Origin of the sequence: Sphaerothrix gracilis Ecp01, assembly GCF_030405905.1 — a bacterium.
Lineage (GTDB): Bacteria > Cyanobacteriota > Cyanobacteriia > Phormidesmidales > Phormidesmidaceae > Sphaerothrix > Sphaerothrix gracilis.
Genome location: NZ_JASATW010000034.1, coordinates 1 through 15,146, shown reverse-complemented (window position 1 = coordinate 15,146; position 15,146 = coordinate 1). Strand labels below are relative to the sequence as shown.

The following is a 15,146-nucleotide window of genomic DNA, read 5'->3' as shown; positions in this document are numbered from 1 at the left end:
GCTTCTGCGGCTGAAAGCGCTCACGGTCTGTCCCTAATTACGGTAACCTTATAGATCTTGTTGGTTGAGATACTGTTTTTTATTCGCCTGAACCTATCACCATAGTCCTATGTCCACGTCTGCCGTTGCCACGCCTACTCGCACCATCCGTATCGGCTCTCGTAAAAGCCAGCTCGCCTTAGTGCAAACTCACTGGGTTCGAGATGAGCTGCAAAAGCACTTTCCGGAGCTGAGCTTTGAAGTCAAGACGATGGACACCCAGGGCGATAAGGTGCTGGATGTTTCCCTCTCTAAAATTGGCGACAAAGGACTGTTCACCCAAGAGCTAGAAAACTGCATGATTGACGGCGAAATTGACTTTGCCGTCCACTCCCTCAAAGATTTGCCGACGCGCCTGCCGACAGGACTCATGCTGGGCTGCGTCACTGAGCGCGAAGATCCGGCTGATGCTCTCGTGGTGCACCAGAAAAATAAAGACAAGAAAATTGATACTCTACCAGCGGGAGCCGTCATCGGCACTTCTTCGCTGCGGCGGCTGGCTCAGCTTCGCCACCACTACCCTCACCTCAGCTTCAAGGACATTCGCGGCAATCTCAACACCCGGCTGCGCAAGCTAGATGAAGGCCAGTATGACGGCATTATTTTAGCCGTGGCCGGACTGGAGCGGCTGGGCATGGGCGATCGCGTTCATCAGGTTCTACCGGCAGATGTTTCCCTCCATGCGGTCGGGCAGGGGGCTTTAGGCATTGAGTGCCGTGAGGGGGATGAAGAGATTTTGGCCCTGCTGAAGGCATTGGAGCATTTGCCTACGGCCCATCGCTGCTACGCAGAGCGGGCTTTTCTGCGGGAGCTAGAAGGAGGCTGCCAGGTTCCCATTGGCGTCAATACCACTTTAGAAGCTGAAACGCTGACGCTATCGGGAATTGTGGCCAGTCTAGACGGGCAGCGCATGATTCGCGGCACGGTGCAAGGCCCGGCTGAAACCGCAGAGGCGTTAGGCACCCAGCTTGCCCAGCAGCTCCGCCAAGACGGAGCGCAGGAAATTCTAGATGAGATTACGGCCCTGAATCGCTAGCTATCTTTGCTGATGGCTTTCTGCTTGGCAAAATACTGCTGATGTTCTTCAGAGGCCAGCCAGTAGGCTGAAGCGGATTCAATCTGGGTGACGATGGGCTTATCGTATCGATTAGAAGCCTGAAGCTGCTGCTTAGACTGACGAGCGATCGCCGCCTGCTCTGGCGTATGGTAGAAAATGGCTGAGCGATACTGCTCGCCGCGATCGGCTCCCTGGCGGTTGAGGCTAGTAGGATCGTGCATCTGCCAAAACATCTCTAGTAGCTCGCTGTAGGTGACCTGCTGCGGATCGAATTCTATCTGAGCCACTTCTGCATGTCCGGTAATCCGAGAAAGCACGTCCAAATAGCAAGGATTGTCGAAATGTCCGCCCATATATCCCACTGAGGTGGAGACGACGCCTTTCAGTCGCCTAAAAGCAGCTTCAACTCCCCAAAAACAGCCTGCTCCGAATGTGGCTTTCTGCAGTTCTGGCATAAATTTTGACTCTAATTCCTAATTGATTGACAATATTCTCTTGTGAAAGTTTAATACTTTCTAAAAGGGTGGGCAAAGCTGACTTTACTCCTTTAAATTGAATAGTAAGATTTGCAGTAATCGCAAGTTAGCAAGCTGCTGTTAGTTCTCTGTTGCCTCATCACTGCCGCACGTGTTAAATCCACAGGTTAAAAACTCATCACAGGCCGGAGGCTTACAAAGGGTTGTCGAGCGTCTGTCTACGACTCTGAAGCGCGATCAGCTAGTACAAACAACGGTCGATCGGCTCAAGACTTTTTATCGCGCCGATCGCGTTGTGCTTTACTATTTTTACCGGCAATGGGAAGGGCAGGTCACTTTTGAGTCTCTGAGCGCTCCAGAACTCTCCATCTACGGCTCAACCGGCGCAGATGAATGCTTCAACGATGAGTATGCCGAGCTGTATCTCCAAGGGCGTATTCGCGCCATTGATGACATTGAGCAAGCAGGTATTCATCCCTGTCATCTGGATTTTCTGCGTAGCTTACAGGTAAAGGCTAACTTGGCGGCGCCCATTCTCGTGGATAAAGGACTATGGGGCTTGCTGATTGCCCATCACTGCCGCTCTCCTCGCCACTGGACGGCAGCCGATCTTGACGCGATTCGACAGGCCGCTCATCAGCTTGCTCAATCGCCAGCAGTGCGTGACGGCTGAGCATGACTGAAATTTCGCAATCTTCCAGGTGGCAATCTTCTCTGCTGTCAACTGAACTGCTCGCTCACTACCGACAGCTCAGCCAGGCCAATTTCAGCGTCGTCGATTTAGAAACGACCGGATCACGGCCGGAGAAAGCAAGAGCAATTGAAGTATCGGTGCTGCAGGCCAGTTTGGCAGAGGGCATCCAAGATCAGCAAACCCACTTAATCAACCCTGGCGTACCGATTCCAGAAGTGATCACCCGCGTCACGGGTATCACTCAGGCAATGGTAGATCAGGCGATCGCCCCTGAGAAAGTTTGGCCGCAATATCATACTCGCCTCAACACGGGCATTCTTACGGCCCATAACTTAGCTTTTGACTATCGCTTCTTACAGGCCGAGTACGAGCGGCTAGGCCAGACGTTTGAGCGATCGCCGGATGAAAGGCTCTGCACGGTTTTGCTCTCGCGGCTCATGCTGGCGGATTTGCCTTCGCGCAGCCTGCCAAGACTGGTGGAACATTTTGGCTTTCAGGTGGATGAGTCGCACCGAGCGGCAGCAGACACGCTGGCCTGCTGGTACTTAGCAGCCTATCTGCTACGACAAATTCAGCAGGAGCCAGAGGCGGTTATCCTCCGGCAGTTTGGCCAGCAGTGGATGCGACTCAAGGATGCGGCCAAGCTGCTGCAGCGCCCCAGATCAGAAACCCAAAGCCTACTAGAACAAGCCGGTGCCGAAAACCGCATGTCTCGTAGCCAAAAGCCCCTCTATCGCCGCCGCGACGTGGAGCAGGTCTTTTGGAGTCAGCAGGGGCAGCAGCTTTCTTTGCTGTAAGTTTCTTCAAACCCAAAGTTGTAGCGGATCGACGTTGAGTGAGCCAGCATGTCAAGATTAGAGCGGCAAACCTGACTCATGTCCTTAAACCAATAGGCAGTGTGAAAGCTGATAGCGACACTTCAAAAGTAGGCAACTCAAACAGTCAGATTAATATTTGGCGTGAAGAACTCCAAGCGGTACTGCGAGGAGCTTCCGGTAGCTTTTTGTTTGGTATTCCGCTGCTGTATACGGTTGAGGTTTGGTCAATTGGCTCAGCGGCCCAGTCGCCTCTGCTGCTGGGCGTTCTCGGTACTACCTTTATCATCGTGCTGCTGCTAACTGAGATTGAGGGCTTCCGGCGGACGCTGACCCTGCATCCGCTAGAGGCAATTTTAGAAAGTATCGAAGCCCTGGGAATTGGACTGGTCTGCGCCGCGATCGCCCTGGTGCTGCTCCGCCGCATCACGCTAGAAACGCCGCTTTCAGAAGCGTTGGGCAAGCTAATTTTTGAAGGGGTACCTTTTTCTATCGGCGTGGCTTTGGCCCGCTCGACGCTTAACCGCGATCGCCTCAACAATCGAACTCGTCGTAAAGTCAATCGTCCGCGCTTGCTAGCCGATCCCTCCCTGGCAAGCTTACGGGACACCCTAGTTGACCTAGATGCTACCCTGATTGGAGCGCTGCTGATTGCCTTCAGCATCGCCCCGACTGAAGAAATCCCCATCCTAGCCGCCGACATTCCGCCGCTGTGGCTGCTACTCATCATGGCCGCTTCCCTGGTCTGTTCCTACGGCATTGTCTTTGCTTCAGGCTTTAGCGATCGCAGCGAGCGGCGACAGCGAGGACTGCTGATTAGCCCGATCACAGAAACCCTGGTGGCTTACCTGGTCGCCCTTCTCGCCGCCGTCATCATGCTGATTTTCTTCCAGCAGTTGACGCTGCAAGATCCCTGGCAGGAATGGCTAGGCGATACGATTGTTCTAGCGCTGCCAGCGGCCATCGGTGGAGCGGCAGGGCGAATTCTGATTTAAGCCTTTGTTTTGAGCGTATGCCCAACTCGCCCGATTCTACAAAAGCGCCAGCGCCCGTCTCTGAACATGAAAATACTATCGCTCTGGCCGATCCGCCTCGCACCCTAGCAGAGTGGATTACCCTGGGCGTTACGACGCTGATTTTGGCAATTTTGGTCGGTCTAGTGGTTTATGACTGGCGGGTGAATCAGAATCGTCCCCCGGCTTTTCAGGTTGAGATCACCGAGACGGCGCGGGTAACCGATAGTCACTACTATGTACCCTTTGAAATAATCAATACCGGCGGGCGGATTGCGCGGACAGTTCAGGTAACGGCTGAGCTGCACATCGACGGCATCGACGATGAAACCGGAGAGCAGCAAATTGACTTCCTCTCTGGCAATGAGCGCAAGCGGGGCAGCTTTGTGTTTAACCACAATCCCCAAGCTGGGGAGCTGATTATCCGCGTCGCCAGCTATCGCTTACCGTAAAATTTATCCAGCCTGCTGCCAGTTCATGTAGGGCAGCTTGGCGGCAGCAGCCTTAATCTCGGTGGCATTCGCCACTAGCTGACTACAGGCATCCCAGGTACCGCTGAGAAACATCTGACGCGCCCCCTCATTCATCGTTACTGGCGCTGTGAAGTCGCCGCAGCGGACCTGCATTTCCTGAAGATCCAAGGTTAGGCATTGTTGAGGATTGGCCTGAACCTTAGTTTGAAGCTGCTTGAGCGTTTCAGTATCGGCGGTGACGCAGGGAATGCCCATTGCCACACAGTTACCAAAGAAGATTTCGGCAAAGCTTTCGCCAATCAGCGTCTTGATGCCCCAGCGAGCGATCGCCTGGGGGGCGTGTTCCCGCGAGGATCCGCAGCCAAAGTTGCGGTTGACCAACAAAATCTCGGCTCCCTGATACTGGGGCTGATCGAAGGGATGCTCACCGTTGGTCTGAGCCCGATCGTCAGCAAAAACCTGCTCCCCTAGACCATCAAACGTAACGCAGCGCAGAAACCGAGCCGGAATGATGCGATCGGTGTCGATGTCGTCGCCTGGGAGGGGAATGGCTCGTCCGGTGATTGCTTGAACTTCGTTCATAATGACTACTGCTTGACTCAACTGCTGCCGAAACTTCCCCATCTTAGCGCCTTCGACTATGTTATTCACTAATGGTGATTCTCTACCCATCACCCCCTACTCATCACTCACCCTCCTCTCCAATGGCTAAACTCTTCCCCACTATCACCCCAGAATTACAGCAGTTCATTGCCAGCCAGCACCTTTTCTTTGTCGGCACTGCCCCGCTTGCTGCTGAGGGACACGTCAATCTCTCCCCTAAGGGCTTAGAAACTTTTCGGGTGCTATCGCCCTTGCAGGTAGGCTATTTGGATCTCACGGGCAGCGGCAATGAAACTTCGGCCCATCTTCAGGAAAATGGCCGGATCACGCTCATGTTCTGTGCCTTTGCTGGCCCGCCGCAAATTTTGCGGCTCTACGGTCAGGGCCGGGTGGTTTTACCCAGCGATGCCGACTGGCAGGCAATCGCCCCCCAGTTTCCCCATCTGCCGGGAGGCCGCCAGCTCATCCTGGCCGACATTCACCGCGTCCAAACCTCCTGCGGCTTTGGCGTACCGCTCTACGCCTATGAAGGGCAGCGAGACACTCTCGTAAACTGGGCTAGGAAAAAAGGCGATCGCGGCCTGCAAGAGTATCAGCTTGCCAAGGGCAGCCAGAGTATTGACGGCTTGCCGACGCCGCTGAGTCAGATTCAAGACAAATAGACCGACCAGCCATCTACCTCTTCTTGGGTGTCTACCTTATTGGTAATCCACAGCGACTGGTAGGGCTGCAGAACGTGAACGGCTTCAAAATCCTCAAAGCGATCGCCGCTGATCAGATCGCACCAGGTATCGGTACTGACTAAGTTTAGGTGCCCTAGCTGTAGCTCCTGGGGTTCTTTGCTGAGGTTGTGAATTGAAAAAATGCTCTGATCGCGGGTGACGCTTTGTCGCCAGAAGGCAAACAGGGCCGGATTAAGCGGGTGCAGGGTGTACTGGGTGGCGTTGGGATGGAAAGCGCCCTGCTGGCGCCGAATCTTAATCAGACGGCACAGCTCTTTGAGCACGATGGCATGGGTCGAGTCGGGATTTTGGAGTTGGGCCTCCAATTCCTCATATTCCCAGCGACGACGGTTAATGGAGCGATTGCGCCCGGTGCGCTGGACGTGGTCGTGGTCGTTGGGGGTTGCGAGCAGGCTGTGGATATAGAACGCCGGAATCCCTTCTAAAGACATCATCAGCGTTTGAGAACAGATAAAACGCTCGATCTGCCACTCGTCCTCGCCTGCGACTGTGCCCTTGAGCGCGTCAAACAGTGAAATATTTACCTCATAAGGGCTTTCAGAGCCATCGGGCTGCTTGCGCATACTGATTTTGCCGCCAAACTTCTGCATCGTTTCCAGCAGCGCATGGTATTCGTCCTCGGCCAAAAGTCCCTCCGCTGGACGCAGGCCAATACCGTCATGGGACGCAGTGAAATTGAAGTAGGCGCAGCCCAGAGGCGCTGGGGGCATACTCATCATCCAGGTCTTCAGGTGCTCAGACTTGCCCTGCAGCAGCGCGTTCAGCAGCAGCGGCGGCAAGCTGAAGTTGTAGATCATGTGGGCTTCGTTGCGGTTGCCGAAGTAGCTCAGATTTTCCCGGTTGGGCACATTGGTTTCAGTGATGATGGCAATGCCCGGATCAATCATCTGCAGCACTTCCCGCATCAGGCGAATAATGGCGTGGGTCTGGCGCAGATGGATACAGGGGGTGCCAATCTCTTTCCAGAGAAAGCCAACCGCATCTAGGCGCACATAGCGAGCGCCTGCCTGAATATAGAACAGCAGAATAGCCAGATACTCGATTAGAACGTCGGGATTGGCGAAGTTAACGTCAATTTGGTCTTCGCTGAAGGTGGCCCAAACGTGTTTTTCCCCGTTGACCGTATCGACCTTGACCAGCACCGGCGTGCTGCGAGGCCGCACAACCGCTGAAAGATCTTCTCTGGGATCGACTTCGACAAAATAGTCGCAGCCCGGTTTTTTACCTTGCTTAAACTGCTTGAACCACTTGCACTCGCTAGAAACATGGTTGACCACAAAATCGACCATGAGATTGAACTGGCTGGAAATGCGCTTAATATCTTGCCATTCCCCTAGCTCAGGGTTGACCTGCAGATAGTCGATCACCGCAAAGCCGTCGTCGGAGCTGTAGGGAAAAAACGGCAGGATATGGACGCCGGTGATCGTGTCTTTAAGGTATTTTTCTAAGAAGCGATCGAGGGTGACTAGAGGTTTTTCATCTTCCTGGCTGTAGATGTTGTCGCCATAGGCAATGAGCAACACATTATCCTGGCTCCATTTGCGAAAGTCCTCGTCGATAGAATCGCCAAAGTGTTCTTCAAGCAGTGAAAACAGGCGAGGGGCGATCGCCTCAGTCACCTCTGAACCGTAAATAATTGTCAGTAGGGGCTTGATGTGAGACGAAAACTTTTCGTATTTATTGACAGAGGTGAGCACGGTTGCATCTTCTCCTGGCTGGACAAGCTTGAGCGGCGCGATCGCAGACTGCTGCGAGGACAATGCCCACCGTCTGAAACAGTAATCTGCTTCACCTGATGGGCGACACATAGGGCGATGGAAAAATGTTAGATGAGGGCCGAGTCGTCAGGCTAGCCGCCTCGAAGCCATCTAGCGAGTGTAAACAGGCTAAAGATAGCAGCAATCGGTAGAACTGAAACTCGACAGCTATCTAAAAATAGCTTGCTGCGTAAATCTTAATTGCAGGAATTACAGGCAGTATAGGGCGCAATTTTTGTCTAAAGCGTATCGGTTTACTCCATTCACGGTCTGCGCAACAGATCGTGCCAGTATCAATTCCGACTACCCTAGCTCAGTAGCAGACAATTGCGGTGAGTATTAACCAGTCTTCACCGTCGTTTTAATTTTTGTGGCGATCGCCCTGGGTTTTGTTACCTAACCAACGAGTCGTGAGAGGGTATTGAACCCTGAAATGGGAGGGGACAAAATCAAAAAGCGCTGGCGCGTAGTCAGCCAGCCCTCAGCCTTAAAATCTTTCAGCAGGCGGGTCACGGTGACGCGGGTGGTGCCAATGGCGGTGGCGAGCTGGTGGTGGGTGAGGCGAATATTGATGCGAATCCCCGACTCATCGATTTGACCAAATTCATCCGCAATCATCATCAGCAAGTGGCGCAGGCGATCGCCCACTAAGCGCTTACCGGAGAGCGCGAGCCAGGCTTCTGACTGCTGCAGGCGGCGGGTCATCTGCCGAAACAAACCGGCCATCAGCACTGGCGAGGATTCAATCTCGGTCATTGAAAGCGGCAGAACATCGATGTCGGTCAGTGCTGTAGCCCAGTAGGGATCAACTGTGGTCAAAGGCAAGCCAATGGGAGATGAGGGACCTGCTAATCCCAGCAAAGTCTCACTGCCGTCAGGCTGCAGGGTAAAAAGCTGAATCACGCCCCGACAAACTACTAGAACTTCGTGGGGACGCAGTGGAATTGACTGACCAGCGCCATACGAGGTGAGCGATCGCTCCCGATACAGCTGCTCAAGCACTTCAACAAAGTCCGGACGAGGCTGCGTTTGGCTGATTGTCATCGGTCAGTTCCACATACTTAGCAGACATGATCGATGAACAAGCTTAAAAGTAAGAAATGTAGAGGTTAAGATTCGATGAAAATAAATGTGTTGCTAATTACTTGAGGACGCCAATACTGCTGGCGGTCAGGCAAGGAAATTTGCCCTGACTGACCGCCAATTCATGGCCTAGAAGCTGGAAGACGCTATCTCTAGCGGACTTCAACCTGATAGTTAGCTGTTAGCTCTGTTTCCGGCTCAGCGTCACCAAAATCCCAGCTGATATGGGTATAGGCGTCAGCCGGGGCTGGCTCCATCTCGACGGAACCGTCTGCGAGTGTAACTTCAATCATCGGTTCAGCCACGAACTGAGAGCCGCCATCAATGCTGTATGTGACAGCAACGGCCTCGTCTGCTACTACCGAATTCAGCACGAACACTGTATTGGCCGGAATGGGCTGCGCAATCACCAAGTCTTCTACAGGGCGATCGCTGATATTTTGAATATCGAGCCAGTAGCGTAGAACATCCCCAGGCTGTACCTGCGTCTGCTCGCCGCTGAGAACCTGCCATTGAGTAACTGGCTCTCCTTGAGCATCTAGCTCAACCACTTTTTTCTCGACGGCTAGCTGCATGACGATGGGGTTTTCTTCTGCCTGTAAATTTTGAGCGATCGTGCCGCCGAGCCGCTGCACCTGCGCCCACACTGGTAGCTCCATTGCGATGGGAGCGGCTAATACTGCAGCACAAGCACTTAAACCAATCAAAAACCGTTTCATGAACTGACCTCTCTAAAGGGTAATAGTTTTGAACCTTGAGTTTCTAAGCTAATTTCAAGCGTAGAGATGCAGAGAAGGGCATCTCTACGCTACAGGTGACTAGTTCAAGCGACGTTGGAAGGTGAAGGTACGAGATTCACCCGGCTCTAACGGTTCTAGAACGGTGTCTACATAACGAGTCACATCGAGATCGACGGTGAGACCAGCAATATCTGTCGAGGCAGTCAATCCCGCACTACCGCTGAAGTAGGTAATCACTGAACCCAGTCCACCAGAATTATCCGAGGCCGAGCCAACGACGTTACTGGTATCAATCACGCCGTTGCTATCGTTATCAAGACCCCAGTTGCTGTCAGCGGTGGTCCCATCATCAGTGATGATAACTCCCGTCAGATTTAAGGTGGAGTTGCTGCTGCCGAGATCAGGCGAAGAGATATTGGTATAGGTAATCCGATACTCAATAATGTTGCCAGTTGCTGGCGTCTTAGCCGTTGTGCTAAAGACACCGTCGGCAGCGCTTACAGCTGGCCCGTCTCCCTGCAATATACGAGACTCCTTGACCAGTCTCAAAACACCGTTATAAACCCGATCAATCGTATCGTTGTAAGTTTCACCCGTATCAAAGGCATTGTTACTGTTGGCATCTTCATAGGCCCGTAGCGTTACCGGAAAAGCCGTGTTCGTATCGGTTGAGAGAGAAGTACCATCTGGAAGATTCACCACAACGCCATAGTTAACAGGCAGACCCGCCCCCAGGGTAAAGCCAACGCCAGGAAGCGGGGTCAGCGCTCCAAGTACGTTACCTAAAAGTCCACCGAGAGAAGCATCTAAGGTTGTCAGCACGGCTGAATCTAAGTCAGACGCCAAATCACCCAGGACGCTGAGTTCATCAAAAGAGCTACCATTCCAGCGATAAGCGGCGAGGCCACCATTGAGATCGGCCACAAGCACCTCTGTACCCGCAGGTAAATTAGCAGTGCTAGCTGTAATGGTAGGTTCTACTCGTACATTGGTGAGCAGTGAGGTGTTGGGGTTGCGCATCGTATTAGTGAAGGCAACAGGCAGCGGATTTGTGGTGTCTCCTGGATCGGTGTTGGGCGGTACAAAGGCGACCTGATTGGTAAAGTCGTCATTATTATCGGTAGGACCAACAGCGCTAGGGGCGAGATTGGGGCCGTTGAGAATTTGGCTTTGTCCCACCAGCTCTAGAACATTGACCTCACCACCGGGGCCAGTTCCCGTGTTGTCGTTGTTGGTGTCTTCTCCCTGGGTGGCCGCGTCGGCAACACCGCTGGTAGGCGTATTCGAGCCAACCGAACCATCGTCATTGAAGTTGCTCGGATTGCGGTCACCGGACTCGTCATAAACCAGGCGATTGGTAGGCTCTCCTACCGTTTCACCAAAGACTTGAGCAATATTTTCAATATTGGCGCTGGAAGAGAGAATGTTATCCGTCTCAACGGTGTAGGCAAAGCCCGTTTCATTGGTTCCTGTCGGCAGCGTGCCATCGTAAATAAAACCAATACGAGTCACCAAAGATAGATCAGCCGGTGGCACTGTTGTCCATAAAGCATCGTCTGCATCAACGCTGGTCGGGACGGTTGTGTAAACGGTTGTCCAGTCTGTGGGAGGGGTTGCTACGCTTTCTAGGTTGGTCTGCTCAGGAATAGCCGCAGAAATCAAGATGCGATCAACCGGCAACAGTTCTCCAACTAAGTTGATGGGCGTGCCTTCCAAATCGGCAGCATTCAAACCACTGCTGCCCGCCGGAGCCGAAGTTTCAACATTTAGGGTGAGACCGTAGGTCACTTCGTCATCATTGATAGTGTTAGCAGTTCCTCCATTGTTGTAGTTGGTGCGCTCATTCAGCACGGTGGCAAAAGCCTGGGGAGCCGCATCAACGGTTGAAGTTTGCACGGCGCTAGCCTCTCGCTCGCCGTTAATAGGTGCCCCGTCGGTTTCTCCCAGAGCGCCATTGGCTCCATCGACAGTGCGAACTTCGTCCAAGCCAGCACTATCAGGAGAGTCCGGCTGGTTTTGGGTATCGGAGCTGTTGTCGTTAGGCGCAGTATTACCAAACTGAACAGAAATGGTGTCACCTGAGACAGCAGCCGACGATACCTCTACCGTCACATTGGCGCTAATGGTATCACCAGGCGCTACGACATTGGTGGTCAAACCCGCACTCGGTACGTTAGTTTCAAAATTACCATCGCCATCTAAGTCAACTGCTACTGAAGTCAGCGTTGCGGCTCCCGTGACTGCAACCTGTCCTGGGATGAAAAAGCGAGTGGCGTCATTCCCTGTATTCGCCACTTCAAACTCATAAACTAAGGTGTCTCCAGGAGCCACAGTGCCACCGCTATTGTCAGTGACACCCTGCTCGGTAACCGTAATACCGGCAACCTCCGCTACCTCCACTGTGACAGTATTGGAGGTGGCATTATTGAGCACATTGACGCCCAGATTGTTGACATAGTTGAACTGAGCAGTTGCTTGGTTCGTAATTTGGGTACCAACAGCAGTGGACTGAGCGAGTACAGGCAGTGCTGACTGCAGTAGGCCAGCAGCAATTAAAAATTTGGCAAGAAAGATTCTTTTAAAGCTTTGATGCTTCGATTTGCTTTTCATGAGGATTTTTCTGGGCTTTTAGATGCAAAGGCTCCTAGATAGTTCCCGTAAATATTTTTCAGGGCTCTCAGTGTTTTTGCTAGTTCTGAATTGCTGAAGCCAAATAGACTTTGTGACGCTGCTTTTAGTCACTCTTGGTAATTCTTGAGAGTTAAGCCTTAATATACTCGGATTTGTGAAAGCTCAAGCTATTCAGCCATTTCAGAGCCGTGTAGCTCAACAACCTATAAAACGTGGCTGAAGATTAGTGGGCCAGGTCTCAATTGAAACAATTGGAAAAGCCGTAGAAGTAACTTTAAAATCTCAGTACTAAGCGCAAATTTGAAAATAACCAAAATTACTGATGACAGTTTCAGGCTGCACAGCAGCGGATAAAACTTTTTAGAACTTTGGAGCCATTAAGCTGTCTAACGACGAGAAATGATTGGTCTTCTCGAAATCTTCTCTTTTCTGGCTTAAGTTTGCAGTGATAGCTAAATCCCTCGCTACAGGAGAACGCTATGACACTCGTGCAAACTCGAACCGACCCCATGATTCTCAACTTGGGGCCGCACCATCCTTCTGCCCACGGCTGCTTTCGCCTGATTTTGACCCTGGATGGGGAAGATGTAATTGACTGCGAACCCGTGATTGGCTATCTGCATCGCGGCATGGAAAAGATTGCCGAAAGCCGCACGCCGACGATGTATATCCCCTACGTTAGCCGCTGGGACTACTACGGCGGCATGTTCAACGAGGCAATTACCGTCAATGCGGTGGAAAAGCTGGCAGATATTGAAGTACCCAAGCGAGCCAGCTATATCCGCGTGATCATGCTGGAGCTGACCCGCATTTCCAATCACTTGCTCTGGCTGGGGCCGTCTTTCATCTCAGATCTAGGCAACCATGCCCTCTTTTTCTACGCTATGCGCGATCGCGAGGCGATTCTAGATCTGTGGGAAGCCGCGACCGGGATGCGGCTAATCAACAACAATTATTTTCGGGTGGGCGGCGTGGCGGCGGATCTGCCCTACGGCTGGGTGGAGAAGTGCCTGGACTATTGCGGCTATTTGAGCGATCGCCTGGTGGAATACGATCGCCTCATGACTGACAACCCCATCTTTGTTCACCGCACCGAGGGGATTGGTACGGTGAGCCGGGAGGCGGCGATCGCTTGGGGACTCTCTGGGCCAATGCTGCGATCGGCAGGGGTGAAGTGGGATCTGCGCAAGGTGGATCACTATGAGTGCTATGACGAGTTTGACTGGCAGATCGCCTGGGATACGGCGGGGGATTGCTTAGCTCGCTACCGGGTGCGGATGCAGGAGATGGCGGAGTCGCTTAAGATCATTCGTCAAGCCTGTGAGCGACTACCGGGTGGCCCTTACGAAAACCTGGAGGCGCGGCGTGTGACCGAGGGGCCAAAGTCGCAGTGGAATGAGTTTGACTATCAGTTTTTGGCGAAGAAGCTGCCGCCGACGTTTAAGATTCCGGCGGGGGAGCACTACGTGCGGTTGGAGTCGGGCCGGGGAGAGTTGGGCATTTTCATCATTAGCGAGGGGGGCATGTTTCCCTGGCGCTGGAAGATCCGTCCGGCAGATTTTAATAACCTGCAGATTTTGCCCTATTTGCTGAAGGGGGTGAAGCTGGCGGATGTAGTGGCGATTTTAGCGAGTTTTGATGTGGTGATGGGGTCAGTGGATCGTTAGCGGTAGGGGCGATCGCACTCCGACCTGAAAAAACGGGGTTCTTGGCTCAACCCAAGTCTCTCTAGCTAGCCCGACAGAACCTCGGTTTCTGGATCGGCTAGGAGTTAGTGAGAACGGCTCAGTTACAGTGGCAGCAATCAGATAGCATAAAGGGGCTGATTTCTTGTCCGCTGGTATGGATGAAGTGCGTCTTCGGCAATTTCAACAGGCTTATCAGGACCTCGATCTGTTTCCGCTGATCGAAGCAAGCGATATTGAGAAATTTCGGATTGATTATGGCCTGGATGTGCTGGTGCGTCTGAGGCAGGAAATCAATGCCTCTGTCAAGAACGGCAAGTTTGTCTTTGCTGGACACCGGGGCTGTGGCAAGTCTACTTTGCTGAAGCGGCTAGCGGTAGAGATGTACCCCAACCACTCGGTCATCTTTTTCTCAATTGCCGATCAGATCGAGATGTCCGACGTCAGCCATGTCAACATCCTGTATACGATCGCGATTATGCTGCTGAGCTATGCCAGCAAGAAGCAAATTGCGGTGCCTCAGACGATTCAAGAGACGCTCTTGGGCTGGAATACAACGCTGCGCAAGCAGGTGGAGACCGAGGCGACTAAAGGTAATTTGGGCCTGGGGCTCGAGATATTCAAGTTGCTGACGGCCAAGCTACAGCAAGAAAGGGTTTTTCGGGAAGAGCTAGAGAAAACCTTTAAAAAGAAAATCTCTGATCTGGTTGGCAAGTGCGATCGCCTCGCTGCCGCAATTCAAACCGCCACGAAGCAGCCCGTTTTGGTGATTATCGACGATCTCGACAAGCTAGATCTTTCGAGAGTTGAAACTATCTATCGAGACAATATCAAATCGCTATTTTCGCCCCAGTTTCGTATTGTCTTCACCATCCCGATTGCCGCTACCCGTGAACCGCAGGTGACAGGAGCGCTGAACTCAGCCGGAGTGGTGCGGCCCCGACTGTTTCCGGTGGCTAAGTTTTACGGTAAGAGCGATCGCCATAATTCTGAAGCCGAACCTAACGAGAAAGTCGGCGTTGCTGAATCAAGAGATGAATCTTGGAGGCACTGGAACATCGTCAAACTTGAGGTAGTGAAGTAACAATCGGACAGAGTGAGCCAGCATGTCTACGGACTTCGAGTAACAAAGCGTTTTGCGATGCAGCCGAGCCAGATAGTGCCGCAATCGGGTGTTTTCGCCTTCCACTCGAGTCATGTAGGTCTTGCAGACAATCTGATCGCCATCAGGAATGAAGGTTGGATAGACTGACCAGCCATCAGTGACGTAGAAATAGCAGTTCCAGCCAGCCACGATTTGCCAGAGTGGAGCAAAGGTTTCAGCACTATGGTCACCC

General features: G+C 52.6%; 15 protein-coding genes. 8 read left to right on the top strand and 7 right to left on the bottom strand.

Going from position 1 to position 15,146, the window contains the following annotated elements:
- The first annotated feature begins 109 nt into the window (after positions 1 to 109).
- Positions 110 to 1,075 (top strand): hydroxymethylbilane synthase, encoded by a 966-nt coding sequence (hemC, locus tag QJQ48_RS24460; RefSeq protein ID WP_346293869.1) that lies wholly within the window; start codon positions 110 to 112, stop codon positions 1,073 to 1,075.
- On the opposite strand, the gene msrA is transcribed toward hemC, so the two are convergent.
- Positions 1,072 to 1,551, bottom strand: a complete 480-nt coding sequence (gene msrA / locus QJQ48_RS24455; protein WP_346293868.1) for a peptide-methionine (S)-S-oxide reductase MsrA — start codon at positions 1,549 to 1,551, stop codon at positions 1,072 to 1,074. The two genes, hemC and msrA, sit on opposite strands and share 4 nt — an antisense overlap.
- Positions 1,552 to 1,714: 163 nt before the next feature.
- On the opposite strand from msrA, the gene QJQ48_RS24450 reads away from it, so the two are divergent.
- The 4 genes from QJQ48_RS24450 to QJQ48_RS24435 all read left to right on the top strand — a co-directional run bounded on the left by QJQ48_RS24450 (position 1,715) and on the right by QJQ48_RS24435 (position 4,546).
- Complete coding sequence (locus QJQ48_RS24450) at positions 1,715 to 2,245, top strand: GAF domain-containing protein (RefSeq protein WP_428843091.1); 531 nt, start codon at positions 1,715 to 1,717, stop codon at positions 2,243 to 2,245.
- Positions 2,246 to 2,247: 2 nt separating this feature from the next.
- Positions 2,248 to 3,063, top strand: a complete 816-nt coding sequence (locus QJQ48_RS24445) for a 3'-5' exonuclease (protein WP_346293866.1) — start codon at positions 2,248 to 2,250, stop codon at positions 3,061 to 3,063.
- A 101-nt stretch (positions 3,064 to 3,164) separates the two neighbouring features.
- Entirely contained in the window at positions 3,165 to 4,076 is a 912-nt protein-coding gene (locus QJQ48_RS24440; protein ID WP_346293865.1) for a TIGR02587 family membrane protein, read from the top strand.
- A gap of 17 nt (positions 4,077 to 4,093) precedes the next feature.
- On the top strand, positions 4,094 to 4,546 hold the full coding sequence (locus tag QJQ48_RS24435) for a TIGR02588 family protein (RefSeq protein WP_346293864.1): 453 nt from the start codon (positions 4,094 to 4,096) through the stop codon (positions 4,544 to 4,546).
- 3 nt (positions 4,547 to 4,549) lie between these two features.
- Here the strand turns inward: QJQ48_RS24435 and leuD are convergent, their stop codons facing one another.
- On the bottom strand, positions 4,550 to 5,149 hold the full coding sequence (gene leuD / locus QJQ48_RS24430; RefSeq protein WP_428843088.1) for a 3-isopropylmalate dehydratase small subunit: 600 nt from the start codon (positions 5,147 to 5,149) through the stop codon (positions 4,550 to 4,552).
- A gap of 122 nt (positions 5,150 to 5,271) precedes the next feature.
- Between leuD and QJQ48_RS24425 the strand changes: the two genes are divergently transcribed.
- Positions 5,272 to 5,832, top strand: coding sequence for a pyridoxamine 5'-phosphate oxidase family protein (locus QJQ48_RS24425; protein WP_346293863.1), 561 nt, complete (start codon positions 5,272 to 5,274; stop codon positions 5,830 to 5,832).
- Here the strand turns inward: QJQ48_RS24425 and QJQ48_RS24420 are convergent.
- From QJQ48_RS24420 to QJQ48_RS24405, 4 genes are all read right to left on the bottom strand, one after another.
- A complete protein-coding gene (locus QJQ48_RS24420) occupies positions 5,820 to 7,610 on the bottom strand; it encodes a sugar phosphorylase (protein WP_346293901.1) in 1,791 nt (596 codons plus the stop codon). The two genes, QJQ48_RS24425 and QJQ48_RS24420, sit on opposite strands and share 13 nt — an antisense overlap.
- A gap of 456 nt (positions 7,611 to 8,066) precedes the next feature.
- Positions 8,067 to 8,714, bottom strand: a complete 648-nt coding sequence (locus QJQ48_RS24415; protein ID WP_346293862.1) for a Crp/Fnr family transcriptional regulator — start codon at positions 8,712 to 8,714, stop codon at positions 8,067 to 8,069.
- Positions 8,715 to 8,905: 191 nt separating this feature from the next.
- Complete coding sequence (locus QJQ48_RS24410; RefSeq protein ID WP_346293861.1) at positions 8,906 to 9,472, bottom strand: hypothetical protein; 567 nt, start codon at positions 9,470 to 9,472, stop codon at positions 8,906 to 8,908.
- A gap of 99 nt (positions 9,473 to 9,571) precedes the next feature.
- Positions 9,572 to 12,103 carry a beta strand repeat-containing protein gene (locus QJQ48_RS24405; RefSeq protein WP_346293860.1) on the bottom strand — a complete coding sequence of 844 codons (2,532 nt, stop codon included), beginning with the start codon at positions 12,101 to 12,103 and terminating at the stop codon, positions 9,572 to 9,574.
- A gap of 500 nt (positions 12,104 to 12,603) precedes the next feature.
- Between QJQ48_RS24405 and QJQ48_RS24400 the strand changes: the two genes are divergently transcribed.
- On the top strand, positions 12,604 to 13,791 hold the full coding sequence (locus QJQ48_RS24400) for an NAD(P)H-quinone oxidoreductase subunit H (RefSeq protein ID WP_346293859.1): 1,188 nt from the start codon (positions 12,604 to 12,606) through the stop codon (positions 13,789 to 13,791).
- A gap of 163 nt (positions 13,792 to 13,954) precedes the next feature.
- Entirely contained in the window at positions 13,955 to 14,893 is a 939-nt protein-coding gene (locus QJQ48_RS24395) for a P-loop NTPase fold protein (RefSeq protein WP_346293858.1), read from the top strand.
- On the opposite strand, the gene QJQ48_RS24390 is transcribed toward QJQ48_RS24395, so the two are convergent.
- A partial coding sequence (locus tag QJQ48_RS24390) for an IS1 family transposase (protein WP_346293857.1) occupies positions 14,837 to 15,146 on the bottom strand: 310 nt, incomplete at its 5' end. The genes QJQ48_RS24395 and QJQ48_RS24390 overlap by 57 nt on opposite strands.

Coding starts and splice junctions, on each gene's coding strand:
- hemC (WP_346293869.1), top strand. CDS start 110: ATGTCCACGTCTGCCGTTGCCACGCCTACTCGCACCATCCGTATCGGC.
- msrA (WP_346293868.1), bottom strand. CDS start 1,551: ATGCCAGAACTGCAGAAAGCCACATTCGGAGCAGGCTGTTTTTGGGGA.
- QJQ48_RS24445 (WP_346293866.1), top strand. CDS start 2,248: ATGACTGAAATTTCGCAATCTTCCAGGTGGCAATCTTCTCTGCTGTCA.
- QJQ48_RS24435 (WP_346293864.1), top strand. CDS start 4,094: ATGCCCAACTCGCCCGATTCTACAAAAGCGCCAGCGCCCGTCTCTGAA.
- leuD (WP_428843088.1), bottom strand. CDS start 5,149: ATGAACGAAGTTCAAGCAATCACCGGACGAGCCATTCCCCTCCCAGGC.
- QJQ48_RS24425 (WP_346293863.1), top strand. CDS start 5,272: ATGGCTAAACTCTTCCCCACTATCACCCCAGAATTACAGCAGTTCATT.
- QJQ48_RS24415 (WP_346293862.1), bottom strand. CDS start 8,714: ATGACAATCAGCCAAACGCAGCCTCGTCCGGACTTTGTTGAAGTGCTT.
- QJQ48_RS24410 (WP_346293861.1), bottom strand. CDS start 9,472: ATGAAACGGTTTTTGATTGGTTTAAGTGCTTGTGCTGCAGTATTAGCC.
- QJQ48_RS24405 (WP_346293860.1), bottom strand. CDS start 12,103: ATGAAAAGCAAATCGAAGCATCAAAGCTTTAAAAGAATCTTTCTTGCC.
- QJQ48_RS24400 (WP_346293859.1), top strand. CDS start 12,604: ATGACACTCGTGCAAACTCGAACCGACCCCATGATTCTCAACTTGGGG.